This window comes from Nocardia sp. NPDC004654, assembly GCF_040609595.1.
Classification (GTDB): domain Bacteria; phylum Actinomycetota; class Actinomycetes; order Mycobacteriales; family Mycobacteriaceae; genus Nocardia.
The window spans coordinates 566,879-585,895 of sequence record NZ_JBEXKI010000001.1; the positions used below are offsets into that span (position 1 = coordinate 566,879).

Annotated in this window: 18 protein-coding genes; 10 read left to right on the forward strand and 8 right to left on the reverse strand. The window is 68.8% G+C overall.

The features are described 5' to 3' along the window. Nucleotides 1-13 precede the first annotated feature (13 nt). The 3 genes from ABZV58_RS02525 to ABZV58_RS02535 are packed head-to-tail and all read right to left on the reverse strand — an operon-like array spanning nucleotide 14 to nucleotide 2,104. Complete coding sequence (locus ABZV58_RS02525; protein ID WP_354998406.1) at nucleotides 14-775, reverse strand: AIM24 family protein; 762 nt, start codon at nucleotides 773-775, stop codon at nucleotides 14-16. Between the two features lie 2 nt (nucleotides 776-777). Further along, nucleotides 778-1,470, reverse strand: a complete 693-nt coding sequence (locus ABZV58_RS02530; protein ID WP_141808141.1) for an AIM24 family protein — start codon at nucleotides 1,468-1,470, stop codon at nucleotides 778-780. A gap of 10 nt (nucleotides 1,471-1,480) precedes the next feature. After that, nucleotides 1,481-2,104, reverse strand: a complete 624-nt coding sequence (locus ABZV58_RS02535) for an AIM24 family protein (protein WP_097246425.1) — start codon at nucleotides 2,102-2,104, stop codon at nucleotides 1,481-1,483. A 180-nt stretch (nucleotides 2,105-2,284) separates the two neighbouring features. Between ABZV58_RS02535 and ABZV58_RS02540 the strand changes: the two genes are divergently transcribed. Together ABZV58_RS02540 and ABZV58_RS02545 are read left to right on the forward strand one after the other, a co-directional pair. Then, nucleotides 2,285-3,589: a TerD family protein gene (locus tag ABZV58_RS02540; protein WP_354998407.1), complete on the forward strand. Its 1,305-nt coding sequence runs from the start codon at nucleotides 2,285-2,287 to the stop codon at nucleotides 3,587-3,589. 31 nt (nucleotides 3,590-3,620) lie between these two features. Continuing rightward, a complete protein-coding gene (locus ABZV58_RS02545) occupies nucleotides 3,621-5,207 on the forward strand; it encodes a TerD family protein (protein WP_354998408.1) in 1,587 nt (528 codons plus the stop codon). A gap of 132 nt (nucleotides 5,208-5,339) precedes the next feature. Here ABZV58_RS02545 and ABZV58_RS02550 read toward each other — a convergent pair whose 3' ends face one another. Then, nucleotides 5,340-7,049, reverse strand: coding sequence for a glycosyltransferase 87 family protein (locus ABZV58_RS02550; RefSeq protein ID WP_354999006.1), 1,710 nt, complete (start codon nucleotides 7,047-7,049; stop codon nucleotides 5,340-5,342). Between the two features lie 142 nt (nucleotides 7,050-7,191). Here ABZV58_RS02550 and ABZV58_RS02555 point away from each other — a divergent pair, with 142 nt between their 5' ends. Further along, nucleotides 7,192-7,452, forward strand: coding sequence for a hypothetical protein (locus ABZV58_RS02555; protein WP_354998409.1), 261 nt, complete (start codon nucleotides 7,192-7,194; stop codon nucleotides 7,450-7,452). Nucleotides 7,453-7,556: 104 nt separating this feature from the next. Here the strand turns inward: ABZV58_RS02555 and ABZV58_RS02560 are convergent, their stop codons facing one another. Together ABZV58_RS02560 and ABZV58_RS02565 are read right to left on the reverse strand one after the other, a co-directional pair. After that, nucleotides 7,557-9,743, reverse strand: coding sequence for a transglycosylase domain-containing protein (locus ABZV58_RS02560; RefSeq protein ID WP_354999007.1), 2,187 nt, complete (start codon nucleotides 9,741-9,743; stop codon nucleotides 7,557-7,559). An 808-nt stretch (nucleotides 9,744-10,551) separates the two neighbouring features. Further along, a complete protein-coding gene (locus tag ABZV58_RS02565; RefSeq protein ID WP_162272772.1) occupies nucleotides 10,552-10,971 on the reverse strand; it encodes a DUF5318 domain-containing protein in 420 nt (139 codons plus the stop codon). Between the two features lie 148 nt (nucleotides 10,972-11,119). Here ABZV58_RS02565 and ABZV58_RS02570 point away from each other — a divergent pair, with 148 nt between their 5' ends. The 6 genes from ABZV58_RS02570 (at nucleotide 11,120) to ABZV58_RS02595 (ending at nucleotide 17,134) form a co-directional block, all read left to right on the forward strand. Further along, a complete protein-coding gene (locus ABZV58_RS02570) occupies nucleotides 11,120-12,196 on the forward strand; it encodes a DUF1707 domain-containing protein (protein ID WP_354998410.1) in 1,077 nt (358 codons plus the stop codon). Then, nucleotides 12,193-12,981 carry a DUF1707 domain-containing protein gene (locus ABZV58_RS02575; protein WP_354998411.1) on the forward strand — a complete coding sequence of 263 codons (789 nt, stop codon included), beginning with the start codon at nucleotides 12,193-12,195 and terminating at the stop codon, nucleotides 12,979-12,981. The genes ABZV58_RS02570 and ABZV58_RS02575 overlap by 4 nt, the downstream gene beginning before the upstream one ends. Nucleotides 12,982-13,095: 114 nt before the next feature. Next, on the forward strand, nucleotides 13,096-13,653 hold the full coding sequence (locus ABZV58_RS02580; protein WP_067786837.1) for a PadR family transcriptional regulator: 558 nt from the start codon (nucleotides 13,096-13,098) through the stop codon (nucleotides 13,651-13,653). Then, nucleotides 13,646-14,746, forward strand: coding sequence for an inositol-3-phosphate synthase (locus ABZV58_RS02585; RefSeq protein ID WP_354998412.1), 1,101 nt, complete (start codon nucleotides 13,646-13,648; stop codon nucleotides 14,744-14,746). The genes ABZV58_RS02580 and ABZV58_RS02585 overlap by 8 nt, the downstream gene beginning before the upstream one ends. Nucleotides 14,747-14,926: 180 nt before the next feature. Then, nucleotides 14,927-15,868 (forward strand): RNA polymerase sigma factor SigJ, encoded by a 942-nt coding sequence (gene sigJ / locus ABZV58_RS02590; protein ID WP_354998413.1) that lies wholly within the window; start codon nucleotides 14,927-14,929, stop codon nucleotides 15,866-15,868. 81 nt (nucleotides 15,869-15,949) lie between these two features. Then, nucleotides 15,950-17,134 carry an FAD-dependent oxidoreductase gene (locus ABZV58_RS02595; protein ID WP_354998414.1) on the forward strand — a complete coding sequence of 395 codons (1,185 nt, stop codon included), beginning with the start codon at nucleotides 15,950-15,952 and terminating at the stop codon, nucleotides 17,132-17,134. 117 nt (nucleotides 17,135-17,251) lie between these two features. Here ABZV58_RS02595 and ABZV58_RS02600 read toward each other — a convergent pair whose 3' ends face one another. Then, on the reverse strand, nucleotides 17,252-17,917 hold the full coding sequence (locus ABZV58_RS02600) for a TetR/AcrR family transcriptional regulator (RefSeq protein WP_354998415.1): 666 nt from the start codon (nucleotides 17,915-17,917) through the stop codon (nucleotides 17,252-17,254). Between the two features lie 80 nt (nucleotides 17,918-17,997). Here ABZV58_RS02600 and ABZV58_RS02605 point away from each other — a divergent pair, with 80 nt between their 5' ends. After that, a complete protein-coding gene (locus ABZV58_RS02605; RefSeq protein ID WP_354998416.1) occupies nucleotides 17,998-18,492 on the forward strand; it encodes a DUF3237 domain-containing protein in 495 nt (164 codons plus the stop codon). Between the two features lie 99 nt (nucleotides 18,493-18,591). Here the strand turns inward: ABZV58_RS02605 and ABZV58_RS02610 are convergent, their stop codons facing one another. Continuing rightward, on the reverse strand, nucleotides 18,592-19,017 hold the full coding sequence (locus ABZV58_RS02610) for a GyrI-like domain-containing protein (RefSeq protein WP_067786841.1): 426 nt from the start codon (nucleotides 19,015-19,017) through the stop codon (nucleotides 18,592-18,594).

The window sequence follows — 19,017 nt, forward strand, 5'->3', positions numbered from 1 at the left end:
CCGGTCCGCGAACTCAGTACTGCTGCTGGCCCGCTAGCTGCTGGGCGATCACACTCTGCAGGCGTTGCAGGCCGCCGACGGTGACGCCGCTTTGCAGCTGGCCCTCGATGGTGCGCACGAGCACCGAGTCGCTCATGACCTTCTCGCTGGACTGGATGAGTACCGTCCCCGCGCCGGTGAAGTCGAATTGCCGTTCCTCACCGGAGTTCACGCCGAAGCGCGCCGCGCCCGCCGCCAGGAAGCTGGAGACCCACTGGTGGTCGTAGTGGTGGCTGGGGGAGGGGCAGTCGGCCCAGCCGACCAGCGATTCCGGGTCGACCCGCAGCGGCGGTTCGGCGAAGATCACCGGGCCGTTGGAGGAGGCGAGAAACTTGCCGGTGCCGATCAGGGTGAGGAAGCCGGGCACTATCGACTGCTTCAGCGCGAGACCCGGCTCGAAGGCGAGCAGGTTGGCCGCGCGGATGGTGAGATTGCCGTTGTCGAGATCGAAGGAATTGATGTCGTAGCCGCGGTCGCCGATGATCAGCTTGCCGTGGCCCTCGGCGACGACGTAGTCGTTGGTGAACAGCGGCGCCGAGAACTGCTGCGACACCATGTGCATCAGCCCGCCGTGCAGGCCGTGGGTGAGCAGCTGGAAATTCATCTGGCCGTAGTAGGCGATCATCGCGCCCTTGCGCATGAACCACGGCTTGTTGAGGTCGATGCAGTAGGCGTAGCTGTTGCCCGGGATGTTGTCGCTCTCGCCGAGCGTCATCGGGTTCAGGATCTGGGCCATGGTCACAACTTCTCTTCGGAGGCCTGCACGTAGACGACACCCTGTCCGACGCAATGCAATTGCATCGCCTCGCCGGAGCCGCGCCCGACCGCGTCACGCCAGCTCAGCGCGGTCTTCAGTTCGGTCTGCACGTTGCCGTACGCGGCGACGAACGCCTGCGGGTCGACCACGATCGGATTCGGCCCGCCCACTTGCAGTTCCAGGAATCCGCCGTGCGCGAGCAGCACCGCCGCACCGTGCCCGGACAGCTGGGTGGTGAACATGCCCTGCCCGGTCAGCGCACCGGAGGCCGCGCCGCGTAGCGCGCCCATCAGCCCGCCGCCGCCACCGCCGCCGGAACTCGCCACCGAGACGATCGAACTCTGCAGGCCAGCGGTATTGGCAAGGAGCCGTGAGGCTTCCACCCGCAGCGACGCGCCGGGCTGCATCTGCACGACGTGCACCTCGAGCCCCGCGAAGCCGTAGTGCACCTGGCCGTTGCCCTGCGCGAGCATGGTGCGCTCGTGCTCGCCCGCCATCATGCGACCCGCCATGCCCATCAGCCCGCCGCCGCCCATGCCCTGCGCGCCCGGAATCTGGTGCGGCGCAAAGGAAACGTCGCCGCTGTAGTACAGCATCGCGCCGCTGCGCGCGACGACGCCGCCCGCCATGCCGACGTCGACCTTGACGACCTTGCCGTTGACTTTCTCGAACATCCCCGGCCCCTTACCGTTCCGCAGGCTGGATCAACACGACGCCCTGGCCTTCCCAGCGCAGCGAGAACGCCTCGCCCGCATCCTGACCGACCATGGTCCGCCACGAGACATCGGTGACGAAGGACTGGTTCAGATTGCCCTGCGCGGCGACGAACGCGTCCGGATCGACCACCAGCGGATACTGCGGCGACACCTCCAGGTGGATCAGCGGGCCGCCCGCGGAGAGCAGCGCGACCTGTCCCTGGCCGGTGACGGTGGTGGTGAACAGCCCCGCCCCGGTGGACGCGCCGCGCAAGCCCGCGAAACGCACGTCGGTGCGCAGATTCCCGGCGAACGCGAGCAGTTGCTGCGATTCCACCTGCAGCGTCTCACCGTTCAGGTTCACCACCGACACGTGCTGGCCGTTCACCGCGAAGAAGACCCTGCCGTTACCGCCGCATTCCATCAGCGACAGCTTCTCGCCGGTGGCGCGCCGCTTGAGCCCGGCGAGCACGCCGTCGCCTCCGCCGAATCCGGCGGCCTTGAACTGCACGTTTCCTTCGTAGGCGATCATCGACCCGGCGATCGCGCGGACGCTCGTTCCGGCGAGATGGGCCTCGACCACCTTCTTCGACTGTTCGAAAAGTTGTGCCATCTGGGAGTTTGCCCTGCTGTCTCAGTTCGGGAACGTGGGTCGTCGTCGCGTTCCGCTGCCAGCGGTCACTGTAACGGACACACAGGGTTCGCAACGCCCCGCGCGGCGTTTACTTCGGCGGTGGCCGGGCCGTTTCTCGTAGAGTGGCAAACGTACGCACCGACAAGCGAAGGGTCGACCTTGTCCGCAACACTCGCCAAGGGCCAGAACGGCCCGCTGGCCACCAACGATGTGGTGATCTCCGTCCAGCTGTCGGCACCGGCGGACCTGTCCGCACTGCTGGTGACCGAGCGGGGCAAGGTCCGCTCGGACGCGGACTTCGTCTTCTTCAACCAGCCCAATGGCCCCGGCGTCAACCTGCAGCCCGCGCCCGCGGGACAGCCCGCCTCGCTCGCTGTGTCGCTGAACGCGGTGCCCGCCGAGATCGAGCAGATCCGCGCGGTGATCACCCTCGACGACGCCTCCAGCAATTTCGGCAGGACCGCGCCGCCGATCGCCATCGTCTCCGACGCCGGCGGTAATCCGTTGTACGAGTACCGGATCGACGGGCTCGACACCGAGTCCATCGTGATCGCGCTGGAGCTGTACCGCCGCCAGGGCTCCTGGAAGGTGCGCGCCGTCGGCCAGGGCTACGCGGGTGGTTTCGCGGCGCTGGTCACCGATCACGGCGTGTCCGTCGACGAGTCGCCCGCGGCCCAGCAGGCCCCGCAGCAGGCGCCGCCGGCGCACTACCCGCAGCAGACGGCCCCGGCCCAGCAGTCGCCGCAGTACGCCGCCACCGGCGGCTCGTACCCGCCGCCCGGACCCGGGTACGCGCCCCCGACCGGTGGTGGCTACCCGCCGCCGCCCGGACCGGCCACCGCACCGCAGCAGGCCGCGCAGCCGACGGGCGAGGTGAGCCTGAGCAAGGACCGCCCGGTCAGCCTGCAGAAGGGTCAGCGCGTCACGCTGCGCAAGGAGGGCGGCCAGGCGCTGACCTTCGTGAAGATGGGTCTGGGCTGGGATCCGGTGCAAACCCGCGGCATGTTCGGCAACCGGACCGTCGACATCGACCTGGACGCCTCGGTGATCATGTTCGCCGACGGAAACCCGGCCGACTACGCCTACTACGGTCAGCTTTCTTCCAAGGACGGCTCGGTGCGCCACCAGGGCGACAACCTGACCGGCGAGGGCGAGGGCGACGACGAGGTCATCCTGGTCGACCTGACCAGGATCCCGGCGCACATCACCTCGCTGGTGTTCATCGTGACCTCCTACAAGGGCCACACCTTCGAGCAGGTGCGCAACGCGTTCACCCGTCTCGTCGACGGCTCCAACAACGCCGAGCTCGCCAGGTACACCATGGCGGGCGGCATGGCGTTCACCGCGATGGCGATGGCGAAGGTGTTCCGGGTCGGCGGCGACTGGAAGATGCAGGCGCTCGGCGAGGGCTTCCAGGCCAAACATCCCGGCGAGGCGATTCCCCAGCTCGGCCGTTTCCTCTGAGGCAGGCTTGCCGGAGGTACACGCGAAGAGCATGGCGGACAACGTGATTCAACTGAAGGCGGGCCAGAACATCCCGCTGAACGGTGAGGTGCTTCGGTTCAGCGCGAAAGCCGGTGCGGCGCTGGATGTTTCCGCGCTGGTGGTGGCGGAGAACCTGCGCGTGTTCGACGCGTCGGACTTCGTCTTCTACAACCAGCCGAGCACCGGCGGCGTCGCGCTGGACGGCGACGAGGTGAGCATCACCCTGGCCGAGGTGCGCGCCGACGCCAAGGCGGTGCTGCTGGTGGTCAGCGCCGACCCCGCGGCGCCTGGCGGCGGCGAACTCGGGCCGGTGACCGCGTCTCTCTCCGAGAACGGCACGGTCACCGCGGAATTCGCGATCGCGCCCGCGGCGGGGGAGGCGGCGTTGATCTGCCTCGAGGTCTACCGGCGCGGGGACGCGTGGAAGGTGCGCGCCGTCGGCCAGGGCTACGCGGGCGGGCTGCCGGTGCTGCTGCCAGCGCACGGCGTCGAGGTGTCCGGTGGACCGGATGCCGCGGCGCACGCCCCGCATCCCGCGAGTGACCGGGACGCCATCGCCGGGCCGCAGCAGGCCCAGCATCCGACCGGTGGTCCCGGGCTGGAGGTGTCGCACGGTCTGGAACGGCTGTGGATGATCTTCGAGGACGCGGCCCGCTCGGCCGCCGCGCTCATCTCGGCACGGGACTACGCGGCGAAACGGCTGGACGAGGAACTCTCGGCCGCAGTCTCCGATCCCGCGACCAGGAACACCCCGGTCGCCGAGGCCAAGCGCCAGGAAGCACAACGGCGCAGCGACGAACTCGTCGCGGTCGCCGAGGGCAATCACCGGCGCGACAGCGAGCATCTGATGCGCGAGCTCGCCGAGGCCGACCGGCTGCTGCCGCCCGCGCTGGCCTCTTGGTCGTCACCGGCCTGGGAGGGCCGCGCGAAGCCGAGCGACGGCATCCGGCTGGGTGAGCTGTACGCGATCGAACGCGGGTCGCTGCGCATCCCGTACTGTGTGCCGGTGCCGCTGACCAGGCCGCTGTGGATCGACACCGAGCATTCGGCGGCGGTCGTTCCGGTGGTCGGCGCACTGCTGGCCCGGCTCCTCGCGTCCGACCCCGGCAGGCGCACCCGCATCGACGCCATCGACCTGACCGGGGCGTTCACCGGACTGCTCGCGCCGCTCGGAGCGGTGCTGAACGGTCCGCCGATCACCGACCACGGCGATATCTCGGCGCGACTGCAAGCCCTTGTCGACGCCGCCGAGCTGGCCGAAATGGCTTACAACAGCGGCGCTTTCACACCGCCCGCCGAGCATCGGGTGCTGCTCGCGGCCGACTTCCCGCACGGATACCAGGCCTCCGACGCCCAGCGCATCACGGCGCTGACCCTGCGTGGCGATCTGATCGGGCTGTCCATCGTGATCGTCGGCAGCGACGAGTCCGAATCACCGGACGGCACCGTGGCGGCGCTGTCGCAGGCCTGCCGTCACCTGCCGACTGTGGAGGACACCCCGCTGTTCGATCCGTGGACCGGGAGCGCCTGGCAGTTGGAGTTGGATCTGTTGCCAAGCGATCCGCAGCGGGCGGCAAAGCTTTTGCGTTCGGAGTAGCTACCGATCGAGGTGACCGTCAGCCATTGGCGGCCGCCTTCGGTCGAATACCGCATGGGCGCAATCCGACTGAAGGTGACCGTGAGCTATTCGGACCGACCATAGGTCACCTTCGGTCGACGATCGCGCGGCTCAGCCGGTGCGGGATGGGGTCGCCTTGGGGCGCAACAATTCCGGCAACCACGGCAGCAGCGGATCGGCGCTGCGGTCGATGACGCCGCCTGCCGGGTCGTCCACGAAATCGCGGCGTACCAGGTCCTCGCCCGGCCGGTAGATCTGCCAGACGATCAGTGCGCAGAGCCCGAGCACCGCGAGGTCGCGCAGGACGACGGTGCCGGTGAACCACTGCTCGGGCAGACCCTTGCGGTCGAGTCCGAGGTAGTAGAACATGCGCGGCGCCCAGACGAGCGCGTCGATCGTCATCCAGGCCAACAGGATTCGGCGGTGCGGCAGCGCGAGCACGGCGAGCGGCACCAGCCACAGCGAATACTGCGGGCTCCACACCTTGTTGGTGAGCAGGAACGCCGCGACCACGAGGAAGCAGAGCTGGGCCAGGCGCGGGCGGCGCGGCGCGGTCAGCGCGATATACGCGATCGCGGCGCAGGCGACCACGAAGAGCAGCAGCGAGACCGCGTTCAGCACGGTCGGCGCCTCGCCGTGGTTCAGTTCGCCGTCGAATCCGGTCCAGCCGGTGAACGAGGTGATCACGTTGTAGATGGAGTCGGGGTCGGCGTGTCTGGTGGTGTTGAGCCGGAAGAACTCGCGCCAGCCGTTCGGATACAGCACAGCGATCGGCAGATTCACCGCCAGCCAGGTGCCCGCCGCGGCCACCACCGCGACGATCGCCGCGCCGAGCGGACGGAAGCTGAGGAACTGGATGCGGTACGGGGTTTCGCGCACCCAGGTGAGCGCCGCGCGCCAACCGTCGATATCGCGCATCCGCAGCCCGAGCCGCGTGCTCGGCACCCGGTGCATCGGATCCACCCGCAGGCACAGCACCACGATCGGGCCGAGCAGCAGCAGCGGATAGAGCTTCGCCGCGCCGCCGAGCCCGAGCAGCACGCCGGCGAGGACGGGCCTGCGCCGCGCCCAGGCCAGCAGGCCGGTGGCGGCGAACGCGGTCGCGAGGGCGTCGAAGTTGGTGAACGCGTGCACGATCACCAGCGGCGAGCACGCGACGAGCGCCGCGTCCCAGATCCGGCGTCCGGCGAGCAGCGCCGAGGCCCACACGGTGACCAGCCAGCCGAGGGCGAGGCCGAACGCGACGACATTGAAGTAGATGACCACCTGCAGCGCGCCGGGCAGCGGCAGCGCGTCCCAGGTCTTGGCGATCTGCATGGACACGTACTGGTACAGACCCGAAAGCACCGGGTATTCCATGTACCGCGTCTCGCGCCCACCGTCGGGTGTCTTCTCGACCCAGGCTTTTTTGTACGGGAACGCGCCTTCGTCGAGGCGTTCGGCGCCGTACAGCGGCACCGTGTCCGAGTAGCACATCGCCACGTACTGGCGGCCGTTGTTCCAGTCCAGCGTCAGCGTGCCGTCACCGGCGTCCGTCTGCTGGATGCAGCCCGCCTTGGTAGCCCAGCCGAGCGCCAGGAAGATCACAGTGCAGGCGAAGATGACCCGCAGTGGTGTCCAGAAGCGGACCCGGCCGATCAGCGCGTGATCGCCCACCGGCCCGCCGACGACGGTGCTCAGCTGCGCGGCGAGGGAATCGTTGCGGCTCGGGCGATCCCGCGCGTCGGCCGAGCGTAGGTCCGGTGCGAGCGGCGCGGGCGCCACGTAGTGTGTCCCGCCACCAGAGCCCCCGCTGGAGCGCGCGGCCTCTCCCGTCCGCACGTCCACCACTTGCTGATCGGTCACGGAACCCGAGCCTAGTAGGTCCGCCTGAGCCGTCGTACGGCCCCGACGTGACAGGAGTGTGGGCGACTGGCAGCACTCGGTCGATGGAACCGGCGCACACGGCTGCCGTTGGGGCTATATGTTCAAGAAATTGCTGACGGTGCTCGCCATAGCGAGCGCTGCGGTCTTCGGACTCGCGGGGAACGCATCAGCCGGGTACCCGTCGTATGCGGAGTGTCTGACATGGGCAGGCGTCCGCGACAGGTGCGTCGAGGTCGGCGAGGGCAACTGGGTCGTCCTCGAGGGCTACCGTTCGTACTCCGAGTGCCTGACCTGGGCCGGCGTGCACGACCGCTGCTATCAGGACCCGAACGGATTCTGGTACATCACCCGCGTCTGATCCCGTCGGGTGCCAGGCCGCTTCAGGCCGACGACGGCGCGGCCAGTCGCGTGCACTGGACAAACAGCGAGGCCGCCCGGGATTTTCCCGGGCGGCCTCGGCTGTTATCGACTGCGCGTCGGCTGCGGGCTGTTCGACCCTTCTTCGTCGCCGCTGTCGCCCGCTCCACCGCCGCCGTTTCCGGTTCCGCCCGGACGCGGCGAGCCGGTCTGCGTCGGTGAGCCACCGCCGGTCGGGGCGACCGGCTGGCCGGGCAGCGGGCCCGGATCCTGCTCACGCTGCTGCGGACGTTGCTGCGTCTGCGGGTTGGGCTGCACGCCGGGGACCGGGATGGTGATGCCCGGCAGGATCTCCACCTGGGTCGGCGCGATCACCACCGGCGGCACCGGCGCGTCGACGGTCGACGGCGGGGTGTACGGCGCGGTCCACTCCGGGACACCCGCCTGGCCCTTGATCGGCGCGGGCTTCGGGAAGGTCTCGACCGGTGTGCCCTGCAGGGCGCCGTCCATGGTCGCCTTCCAGATGTCCGACGGCAGGCTGGAGCCGTAGATCATGGCGCCGGCGTAGTTGCGCAGCGGCGAGTTGTCCACGCTGCCGACCCAGACCGCGGTGGACAGCGACGGTGTGTAGCCGACCATCCAGGTGTCCTTGTTCTCGCCGGTGTCGAGCAGCTGCGCGGTACCGGTCTTGGCCGCCGACTCGCGGCCGCCCGCCAGGTTGTGGTTGCGCGAGTACTGCGCGATCGGCTTCATCGCCGCGGTCACGTTGTCGGCGACGGCGGCCGAGACGCGCTGTTCGCCCGCGACGTCACCGCGATCGAGCAGCACCTGGCCGTCGGCGGTCACCACCCGCTGCACGAAGTGCGGCTGGTGGTACACGCCGGACGCGGCGAGCGTGGCGTAAGCGGAGGCCATGTCGAGCGGCCGGGCCTGGTACTGGCCGAGCACGATGCCGTTGTTCGGGCCGGAACCGTCCGGCTCGGACAGGGTCTTGCCGACGCCGGGCAGCTCCTCCGGAATACCGAGCTTGTGACCCATGTCCGCGATCTTCTGCGGACCATTGCCCATGTCCAGCTGCATCCGATAGAAGCTGGTGTTCAGCGAACGCTTCAGCGACTCGGCGATGGTGCACATGCCGCAGGACTCGCCCTCCACGTTGGTGATCTTGATGCCGTTCACCGTCAGCGGCGAGCTGTCGTACATCTGCGAGAGCGGGATGCCCTGTTCGAGGTTCGCGGCCAAGCCGACCACCTTGAACGAGGAACCGGTCTGCAGCGGCGCGTTGGCGAAGTCGTAGCCCTGGCCGTCGGTGCCGCCGTAGTAAGCGCGCACCGCGCCGGTGCGCGGGTCGATCGACACCACCGCGGTCCGCAGCTGCTCGGGCTCGCCCTGCATCTTGCTCGTCGCGGCGTCGACCGCGGCCTGCTGCGCCTTCGGATCGATGGTCGTGGTGATCTGCAGACCCGCGGTGTTGAGCTGCTGCTCGCTGATGCCCGCCTCCGAGAGCTCCTCGAGCACTCGGGTCTTGATCAGGCCCTCGGGACCGGAATCCAGCGTCTTGTCCTGGGTCTGCGCGACGGGGGTCACCTGCGGGTACTGCATGCCCTGCCGGTCAGCGGGCTTCAGGTTGCCGCCGTCGACCATGCCGTCGAGCACGTAGTTCCAGCGCGTCTTGGCGCCCTCCGGGTTCTTCTCCGGATCGAGCAGCGACGGCAGCTGAATGGTGGCGGCGAGCACCGCGCCCTCGGCGACGGTCAGATCCTGGACCGGCTTGCCGAAGTAGGCCTTGGACGCCGCGTCGATGCCGTACGCGCCGCGACCGAAGTAGATGGTGTTCAGGTAGGCGGCGAGGATCTCGTCCTTGCTCCACTGCCGCGCCATCTTCGCCGAGATGACCAGCTCGTGCATCTTTCGGGTGAGCGAGCGTTCGTCACCGACCAGCGCGTTCTTCACGTACTGCTGGGTGATCGTCGAACCACCGCCCGCGCTCTCCTTGCCCATGACGTTGTCGCGGGCCGCGCGCACGAAGCCGGAGATCGAGAAGCCGGGGTTGGTGTAGAAATCCCGGTCCTCGGCCGCGATGACCGCGTTGCGCACGTGCGGCGGGATCTGCTCGATGGTCACGTCGGTGCGGTTGCCCTGCGGCGGAACCACCTTGCTCAGCACCGTGCTGCCGTCGCTGGCGTAGATCATCGCGACCTGGTTGGTCTTCAGGTCGCCGGGCTGCGGCACCGACACCGTGCTGTAGGCGACGAGGAAGACGGCGCTCGGCACCACGATGGCCAGGGCCATGCACACGTAGAGGGTCCGGCGGATCAGCTTCCACGGAATCCGCTTCGCACCGGGTCGCTTGCCCGCCCCGCCGGAACCACCGTCACCGCCGCCGTTGCGGCGCGGCGGCGGGCCCGAGGGCGGCTGACCCGACTGGGCGCGGCGCTCCCCGGTGACGGGACCGTTCGGACGACGATCGCGGTCGATCGCGGGCCGCTGGCCGGTGTTCGGCCGCGCGCCGCCCGCGGGACGGACGGCGGCGCTCGGACCGGACCGCCGGTCGCGCTCGGCGACCGCCTCGCTCAGCGAGCTGGGTCGCGGCGCGCCCTGCGGATTCTGGCCGGGCCGCTGAATGCGCTGGGTCGCGCCCGCGGCGCCACCGGGCGGCTGCGGACGACCCTCCGGCGGACGACCCTCCGGCGGACGACCCTGCGGGGGACGACCTTGCGGAGGACGGCCCTGGGGCGGCGGGCCGGGACGGTGCGGCGGCTGCTGACCGCGCGCGCCACCGTTGGGTCCACCCTGCGGACCGCCGGGACGCGGGCCGCCCTGCGGGCCACCCGGGCGCGGACCGCCCGGGGGCGGCAGCGGACGGAAACCGGGCGGCGGCGCTTGGCGCTGGCCTGGTGACGGGTTCGGAGCCGGTTGTGAACTTCGCTGAGTACGGCCGCCGTGCGGTTCATCGCCGTAGGGGGAAGTCTCGTAAGGCGAATTCACTGACAAGATCTCCATAACTCGTATCGGTCAGGCTGGCTCGGTGCGGTCACGGGCACCGCAGCGGACACGTGTGGGCTCCGCATGTCACCCAACGGGCAGATGACCAGGCACATCACTCGGCGGCGGTACGTCGGTTCGCTCGGGTACCCGTACGGCGACGCGTGGGCGCCGGGGCGTTGCCGAGCACGTAGGACTGCACCAGATGATTCCAGCTGCAGCTGCGGCATACCTCGACGACATGAACCGAGAACTCCTCGCGAGTCTCGGCGAGGCGCGTGAGCTCCTCGGGTGTGCGAGCCGAACCAGCCACCGGTCCTAGGCCGTCGCCGTAGACCCAGGATACGAGGGTGAGCTGTTCTTTCCGGCAGATAGGGCACGTGACCTCGCTCCCCCGACCGTGGAACTTCGCCGCACGCAGGAGATAGGGATTTGCATCACACACCTCGGCGACATCGACCCGGCCCGCATAGACGTCAGCCAGCAGCGACCGGCGCCGGAGCGCGTAGTCGACCACCTGCCGCTGAATTCGCACGCCAACCAGAGTAGCGGGGCGCGGGCGCGAGCGCCTCGGTCCACCGGGCTTATCTAGGCCGCGCGGGGCATTGGTTCGGGCGGCGCACCGGCCTTCGTCGATAGGGATTTCGCCGGTGGCGAGGGTCGGGGCCGTCTACGATTCGGTGGTGTCCACCGGGAATGACGGGCGCATGCGAGCGCGAGACATCGATCGAGTCCATGCGTGCGGGGTGTTGGACGCGGCCTATGCGGAGGGGCAGCTCGGGGGTGAGGAGTATCGCGAGCGAACGGCCAAGGCATCCGCGGCGAAAACACTCGGTGAGCTGGCGCGTTTGACGTCCGATCTCCAGGTCCCGGCGGCCGCGCGAGATCTGACGCCACGCGGCGTGTCACGGAAACCGTTGGGACGTGGTCGATCCCGTGCGGGTTACGCCGGTCACACCCGGGCGCGAAATGTCGATCGCGCCAACACCGTTCGGGCGCTGGACAGCGCACTCGGCGACGGGCAGCTCAGCGCCGAGGAACACGAGGCGGCGACCGAACTCGCCTCGGAGGCGAAAACGCTCGCTGAGTTGGCGGAATTGGTCGCGGATCTGCAGCGCGCCGCCGCGCCGTCGCCCACTCCGCCGCGGTCGCGCCGTCGGCTCTTGTTCCGGGTCGCCGTAGGTGTCACGGCGGTGCTCGGCGTGTGGGCGGGTTACGTCGCCGCGGGACGCGACGATGCCGGGGTGACGGCGACGTCTCGCCAGACGCTCGATCCGAATTCGGTGCAGCCCTTGGTGCTGCCGACGCCCGAACTCGACACGGTCGCGGGCATGACGCTGTTCCGCGACCGGTATCGCGAGAAGTTCGGCGACACCATCGTCGACGAACTCGCGCTGCACCAGAATTTCGCCTCGGTGCAGCGGGTCGCGCCGGAGGGCCCGCGGTGGTCCGTCGACTGGGACTACTGGGGCGGATTCGAGCGGCGGCACGACACCGTCACGACGCGCGATCCCGACACCCGGACGGTGGACCTGGCCGTTCTCGATGTCGCGGCGATCGGCAAGGTGCTCGCCGACGCGCCCGGGTTGACCAAGGTGCCCGACGGCGTCGTCGACTCGATCGACGTCTCCGCCGACGATTCCGGCACGGCGCCGGGTCGGCCGCTGGTCGAGATTCGAGTGAAGAACGAGCGCGGCCAGTACGGTCGCGTCGTGCTCACGCCCGCGGGCGAGGTGCTGAAGGTCTGGGAGGTCCGATGAACCGGGGCGGGATGGCGTCGAACACCGCTCGGCTGCGGGCCCGCGACACCGATCGCGCCGATGTGTGCGGTCTGCTCGACGCGGCACTCGCCGACGGCCAGCTCACCGAGCAGGAGCACACCGCCCGCACCAAGGCGGCGATGAAGGCGCAGTCGTTCGGCGAGCTGGACAAGCTGATCGCCGACCTGCAGATCCCCGGCGACCTGGTCGACGCGCCGGTCGTGCGTGGCGGACGCCGCCGCGGGTGGTGGTTGCCCGCGGCGATCTTGCTCGCGGCCGCGCTGTTCGGCGCGCTCGTCGGCTGCGTCGGCCGCGGCGGGGCCGATCGCGTCGCCGCCGATCCGCTGCCGGACCTGACCACCGGCCCCGGCCTGGCCTACTTCATCGATCGGTACCGCGCCGAGTTCGGCGACACGGTCGTCGACGATCTCACCGTGTATCCGCGGTACGCGATCTTCTATCGCAACGTGAACAACAGGTCCCAGTACTTCCACTTCGACGGCGATTTCGACGCGTCGAGCAGTTCGCAGGCGCGCAAGCTCGACACTCCGACCGTCGACCTCGCCACCATCGACCTCCCGGTCGTCTCCCGGCTGCTCGCGGGGGCCCCGCAGTCGTTGCTGCTGCCTGGCAGTCCCATCTCGCACGTGAGCATCGAGCGCGAAGCCGAGAAGAACGCCCAGCCGCGCTTGCAGATCTTCGTCCGCAACGAGGTCGACGAGAGCGGCTTCATGACCGTGCTGTTCGACGGCGAACCGTTGGAAGTCCGCCCGCCCGGTCGCTGACCTGCGCACACACCGCATGTATCGACCATCGCTGTGCCCGGTTATATCGGCGCGATATACTCGGAAGTCGCATCTATTGGTTAGGTCTGCACAACAGTCAGGGGGTGACGCCCGATGCTCGAGCTGGCAATTCTCGGGCTGCTCCTCGAAGCGCCCATGCACGGTTACGAGCTGCGCAAGCGGCTGACGGGTCTGCTCGGGCCGTTTCGTGCCTTCTCCTACGGGTCGCTCTATCCGACGCTGCGGCGCATGCAGGCGGACGGGCTGATCGCGGAGGAGAACGTCGCGGGCGTCACCATGCGCCGCGCGCGACGGGTCTATCAGCTGACCCCGGCAGGGCGGGAGCGTTTCACCGAGCTCCTCGCCGACACCGGACCGCAGAACTACACCGACGACGGCTTCGGCGTCCACCTGGCGTTCTTCAGTCGCACTCCCGCGGAAGCGCGGATGCGAATCCTGGAGGGCAGGCGCCGGCAGGTCGAGGAGCGCCGAGAGGGATTGCGGGAAGCGATCAAACGGGCCAGCGGGTCGCTGGATCGCTACACCCGCCAGCTCCACCAACTCGGTCTGGAATCAAGCGAGCGCGAAGTGCGCTGGCTCAACGAGTTGATTGCGGCGGAGCAATCAACGAAGGCGGCACCACAGAAAGAGGGAACCATCGGCCATGAGTGACATCAATACGGCTGAGAACGCCACCGAAGTTCGCGTGGCCATCGTGGGCGTGGGCAACTGCGCCTCCTCCTTGGTCCAGGGCGTGCAGTACTACAAGGACGCGGACGAGACCTCGACCGTGCCCGGTCTGATGCACGTCAAGTTCGGCCGGTACCACGTCCGCGACGTCAAGTTCGTCGCCGCGTTCGACGTGGACGCCAAGAAGGTCGGCTTCGACCTTGCCGAGGCGATCTTCGCCAGCGAGAACAACACCATCAAGATCTCCGACGTGCCCCCGACCGACGTGGTCGTGCAGCGCGGCCCGACGCTCGACGGCATCGGCAAGTACTACGCGCAGACCATCGAGCTCTCCGAGGCCGAGCCGGTCGACGTGGTGCAGGCCCTGAAGGACGCGAAGGTCGACGTCCTGGTGTCCTACCTGCCGGTGGGCTCGGAAGAGGCGGACAAGTTCTACGCCCAGTGCGCCATCGACGCGGGCGTCGCCTTCGTCAACGCGCTCCCGGTGTTCATCGCCTCCGACCCCGTGTGGGCGCAGAAGTTCGTGGACGCGGGCGTCCCGATCGTCGGCGACGACATCAAGAGCCAGGTCGGCGCGACCATCACCCACCGCGTGATGGCCAAGCTGTTCGAGGACCGCGGCGTGCAGCTCGACCGCACCATGCAGCTCAACGTCGGCGGCAACATGGACTTCAAGAACATGCTCGAGCGCGAGCGCCTGGAGTCCAAGAAGATCTCCAAGACGCAGGCCGTCACCAGCAACCTGAAGAAGGAACTGGGCGCCAACGACGTGCACATCGGCCCGTCCGACCACGTCGGCTGGCTCGACGACCGCAAGTGGGCCTACGTGCGCCTCGAGGGTCGCGCCTTCGGCGACGTGCCGTTGAATCTGGAGTACAAGCTCGAGGTGTGGGACTCGCCCAACTCCGCGGGCATCATCATCGACGCGGTGCGCGCGGCCAAGATCGCCAAGGACCGCGGCATCGGCGGACCTGTCATCCCGGCCTCGGCCTACCTGATGAAGTCCCCGCCGAAGCAGCTCGCGGACGACGTCGCCCGCGCCCAGCTGGAAGCGTTCATCATCGACGCGGAGTAAGTCCTACTCGTCGACGCGGGAAGCCGGTCGGAGAACCACTCTCCGACCGGCTTCGCCGTTTCCGGGAGTCGTTGTGTCGCAGTCGAACTCCGCGGAGAGGTCGCATAGTGCGTGCCCGGATTCGAAGGTCCGGCCGGGCGCGGGTGGACGTGCCCGGTACGCATGGCCGACGATGGCGGCATGTTGCTCACGCGCGAGGCCGATCTGTTCGAAGGCTCCAGGGCCCGCCTGGAAGCGATCGCCTATCGCCTGCTCGGCTCGGCCAGTGATGCCGAGGACGCGGTGCAGGAGACGTACCTGCGCTGGCAGGCCGCCGACCGCGAGTACGTGGAGACGCCCGAGGCGTGGCTGACCAAGGTGCTCACCAATCTCTGCCTCAACCAGCTCAGCTCGGCCCGCGCCCGCCGGGAAACCTATGTGGGGCAATGGCTTCCGGAGCCGGTGCTGGCGGGCGGCTCGATGCTTGGTCCGGCCGACACCGTGGAGCAGCGGGAATCGGTATCGATCGCCATGCTCACGCTCATGGAGCGGCTCACCGCCAAGGAGCGCGTGGTGTACGTGCTGCGCGAGGCCTTCGGCTACCCGCACCAAGAGATCGCCGGTTTGCTCGACATCACCGAAGCCAACTGCCAGCAGGTCTATCGTCGTGCCAAACAGCACCTTTCGATGGAGCGGTCGCGCATCGAGGTCGACGAGGCCGCCGCTCGACGGATCGTCGAGGAATTCCTGGCCGCAGCGGTCAGTGGACGGACCGAGACGCTGGTGGCACTGCTCACCGACGATGCCTCCATCCTCGGCGACGGCGGCGGATTCATCGCGACGCTGAGCCGGCCGCTTCTCGGCGCGGAGCGCATCGCGCGGTTCGTGCGTCTCGCGATCAAGCCCTCGAACGGTACGTGGGACAAGCTCGGCGGCAAGCCCGAGATGTTCGCGGCCATCGCCAACGGCATGCCCGCGCTGGTGCTGGTGTCGGAGGATCGGGTCGTCGGCATCGTGGTCCTGCATGTCACCGTCGACGGCATCGCCGCCGTGCACGCCCACGTCAACCCCGACAAGCTGGCACATGCCAACCGCCAGTGGGCCGCCTACGCGCCGGGAGCGCCGCTGCCCGAACTGTGGTGACCCACATCACAGTCGGTAGTTGTCAGCATTCGTAGCCCTGTCCGGTTCAGGTATCGAACCCACCGAGACAGGAGCAAAACCATGAAGCACCGCATCGTCGTCCTCGGAGCCGGGTACGCCGGAGCCATCACCGCCGGCCGCCTGGCCAAGCGGCTACACCGCGACGACATCGAGATCACCCTGGTCAATGCCGATCCCGATTTCGTCGAACGGATCCGCCTGCACCAGCTCGCCGCCGGTCAGGACCTGCCTGCCCGCCCGCTGCGGAAGGTGTTCGCGGGCACCGGTGTTCAGGTGCGAATCGCGTGGGTCGATTCGGTCGACGCGGATCGCAAGACCGTCGGGCTGATCGGCGAGAACGGCGCCGAGACGCTGCCCTACGACACCCTGGTCTACGCCCTGGGCAGCACCATCGCCGATTTCGGCGTGCCCGGCGTCGCCGAGCACGCTCACAATGTGGCGAGCAAGCCGGCCGCACTGCGGTTGCGGGAGCGCCTGAACGAGTTGGTGGCGGGCGAGACCGTGCTGATCGTGGGCGGCGGCCTGACCAGCATCGAGGCCGCGACCGAGATCGCCGAAGCGCGCCCGGATCTGAAGGTCGCCGTGGCGGCGCGCGGCGGCGTCGGCGACTGGCTCGACGAGAAGGCGCAGACCCACCTGCGCGCCTCTTTCGAGCGTTTCGGCATCACCGTGCACGAACACGCCGACGTCACCCGCGTCACCGGGGACGGCGTGGTCACCAGATCGGGTGCGGAGATTCCGGCCCGGATGACCGTCTGGACAGCGGGTTTCGCCGCGCACCCGATCGCGGCCGCCAGCACGCTCACCGTCTCCGAGGCCGGGCGCATCGTCGTCGACGCCACCCTGCGCTCGGTCTCGCACCCGGACGTCTACGCCGTCGGCGATGCCGCGCACGCCGCCGGAGTGGGCGGCAAGACGCTGCGCATGGGCTGCGCCACCGCCTCCCCGATGGCCTGGCTGGGCGCCGATGCCATTGCCGCCCGGCTGACCGGACGTGCGGTCCCGGACGCCCCGATCGGTTACAACAGCCAGTGCATCAGCCTCGGCCGCCACGATGCCATCGTGCAGAAGGTGACCAAGGAGGATCAGCCGACCTCGAAGGTCGACGTCGGCCGCAAGGGCGCGCGCGTGAAGGAGCTGATCTGCAAGGGCGCCGCGTGGAGCGTCAACCACCCGACCCTGATGGTGCCGAGCAGGCGTCGCCGCCTGGTCGTGACCGCCGCGGCTCAGGACGCGACGGTCTGAGCACGCGGGTGCGGACTGCACAGGTCCGCTTCGGCCTCAGGGAAGCCGGTCGGAGATCAACTCTGCGGCCGGCTTGCCGTTTCCGGTAGCCGTTGTGCCGCAGCGAATTCCGCGAGATCAGCGTGGGGGCGCGAGGAACCCTTCGACTACCCGGCGCACCTTGTGCGCGGCGTCCGCGTCGCCGAGGCGCATCGCCGTGTTCGCGGCGCACAGCACCGCGTCGATCTGGAAGGCGGCGAAATCGGCGTCGAGCTCGGCGATCTCGCCCGCGTCCGCTGCGATGCGCAGCTCGCTCGCGAGCAGATCGACCCACGCCGTCTGATCGCGCACGAGCGCGTTTCGGACCGGGCCCGGCCTGCTGTCGAAATCGGCGATGTTGGCCGCTCGGAAACAGCCACCGGGGAAGAGCGGTGCCGTGGCGTAATCGATCCAGTGTTCGATCAGCGCGCGCAGTCGCGCCGTACCGTGCGCCGCGCCGCGGGCCGGTCGCACGACCGCGTCGACGAATTGCTCTCGCGCGCTGTCGATCGCGGCGAGTTGCAGGTTCTCCTTGGTGCCGAACAGTGTCTGGACACCGCTTTTACTGAGCCCTAGATCGGTGGCGAGCCTGCCGAGGCTGAGTCCGTTGAGCCCTTCGAGGGAGGCGACGTCGACGGCATGGCGCGCGATCGTGCGTCTGGTCTGCGCGCCGCGCAGAAGGCGTTGATCGGTGATCACCGGCTCCGGTCGTTCCGGCGAACGGAAGTCGCCGCGTGCGCTGTGCTGCTGCTCGAGTTCGCTCATCGTCTTCATCATGCCATGTCTTGTTTAAACATACGATAGGTCGTACGTTTAAATTCATGACTACTCGCACAGGTGATGACATGAGGTCGGACGCGCGCTTGAAGGCCGTCGACGAGATCGCGACGACGCACCTCTTCGACATGGCGGTCGATTTGGCCCCACGGCTGACCATCGGTGACGGCCCGTTCGGCAAGCGCGTCTATTTCGGCGCGGCGGGCGGGTCGTTCTCGGGCCCCGCGCTACGCGGGGAGGTACTGCCCGGCGGCGGTGACTGGGCGTTGTTCCGTTCCGACGGAGGAATGTCGCTGGATGTCCGGCTGACACTCCGCACGGATGACGGCGCTTTGGTGCACATGACCTACGGAGGTCGCTGGATCGTCCCGGCCGAACTGCGCGCGGACATCGCCGACCCGGTCAAGAGTCGTCAGGTCGACCCTGCCGAGTACTACTGGCGCACGGCCCCCATGTTCGAGACCGGCGCGAAGGAGTACGCCTGGTTGAACGACATCGTCTGCGTCGGCTCGGGATACCTGATCGAGGGTGGGGTCGCGTACCAGGTCTCACGGGTGCTGTGAGGTGCGGCCGACACGGTGAGAGGTGTCGGCTGGACTACGCGAGCGGCGTGCCCCGACCCGATCGAGACGGGCCGCGGACACGCCGCGTCGAAGCCGGACTCAGTCCAGCGATACGTAGACCTCGACCGAGGTCGGGCCGGTGTAGCGCTCGATCTCGGCGGTGTGGGAGCGGGTGATGATGCCCGCGCTCTCGGCCTTGGCGACCTGCGCCCACGCGGTGCGCAGCAGGTCGTAGGGCTTGTCGGAGACGACGAACTTCGCGTAGCGGCCGTGCGGGATGCGGGTCACGACGTCGCCTTGGTCCAAATCGTCCAGCGAGGCGACCTCGTAGCCGAGGACGGCGACGGCGTGGTCGTTCTGGCCGATGTAGGCCGCGACGCGCGGCACGTTCTTCTCCCTGGCGAGGTAGCGGTCCCAGGTGAAATTCACCAGGTCCAGGTCGCGGGCGGCCACCTCACGGCCGGCCAGCGGGATGGTCAGTCCGGCGACCAAACCTTCATCCAAGGTGACGATCTCGAAATCCAC

What these genes read in the sequence shown, in the direction of transcription:
- ABZV58_RS02530 (WP_141808141.1), bottom strand. Translation starts at nt 1,470, where the DNA reads ATGTTCGAGAAAGTCAACGGCAAGGTCGTCAAGGTCGACGTCGGCATG.
- ABZV58_RS02525 (WP_354998406.1), bottom strand. Translation starts at nt 775, where the DNA reads ATGGCCCAGATCCTGAACCCGATGACGCTCGGCGAGAGCGACAACATC.
- ABZV58_RS02535 (WP_097246425.1), bottom strand. Translation starts at nt 2,104, where the DNA reads ATGGCACAACTTTTCGAACAGTCGAAGAAGGTGGTCGAGGCCCATCTC.
- ABZV58_RS02545 (WP_354998408.1), top strand. Translation starts at nt 3,621, where the DNA reads ATGGCGGACAACGTGATTCAACTGAAGGCGGGCCAGAACATCCCGCTG.
- ABZV58_RS02605 (WP_354998416.1), top strand. Translation starts at nt 17,998, where the DNA reads ATGAGGTCGGACGCGCGCTTGAAGGCCGTCGACGAGATCGCGACGACG.
- ABZV58_RS02575 (WP_354998411.1), top strand. Translation starts at nt 12,193, where the DNA reads ATGAACCGGGGCGGGATGGCGTCGAACACCGCTCGGCTGCGGGCCCGC.
- ABZV58_RS02560 (WP_354999007.1), bottom strand. Translation starts at nt 9,743, where the DNA reads ATGGCCCTGGCCATCGTGGTGCCGAGCGCCGTCTTCCTCGTCGCCTAC.
- ABZV58_RS02600 (WP_354998415.1), bottom strand. Translation starts at nt 17,917, where the DNA reads ATGAGCGAACTCGAGCAGCAGCACAGCGCACGCGGCGACTTCCGTTCG.
- sigJ (WP_354998413.1), top strand. Translation starts at nt 14,927, where the DNA reads ATGTTGCTCACGCGCGAGGCCGATCTGTTCGAAGGCTCCAGGGCCCGC.
- ABZV58_RS02580 (WP_067786837.1), top strand. Translation starts at nt 13,096, where the DNA reads ATGCTCGAGCTGGCAATTCTCGGGCTGCTCCTCGAAGCGCCCATGCAC.
- ABZV58_RS02595 (WP_354998414.1), top strand. Translation starts at nt 15,950, where the DNA reads ATGAAGCACCGCATCGTCGTCCTCGGAGCCGGGTACGCCGGAGCCATC.
- ABZV58_RS02585 (WP_354998412.1), top strand. Translation starts at nt 13,646, where the DNA reads ATGAGTGACATCAATACGGCTGAGAACGCCACCGAAGTTCGCGTGGCC.
- ABZV58_RS02555 (WP_354998409.1), top strand. Translation starts at nt 7,192, where the DNA reads ATGTTCAAGAAATTGCTGACGGTGCTCGCCATAGCGAGCGCTGCGGTC.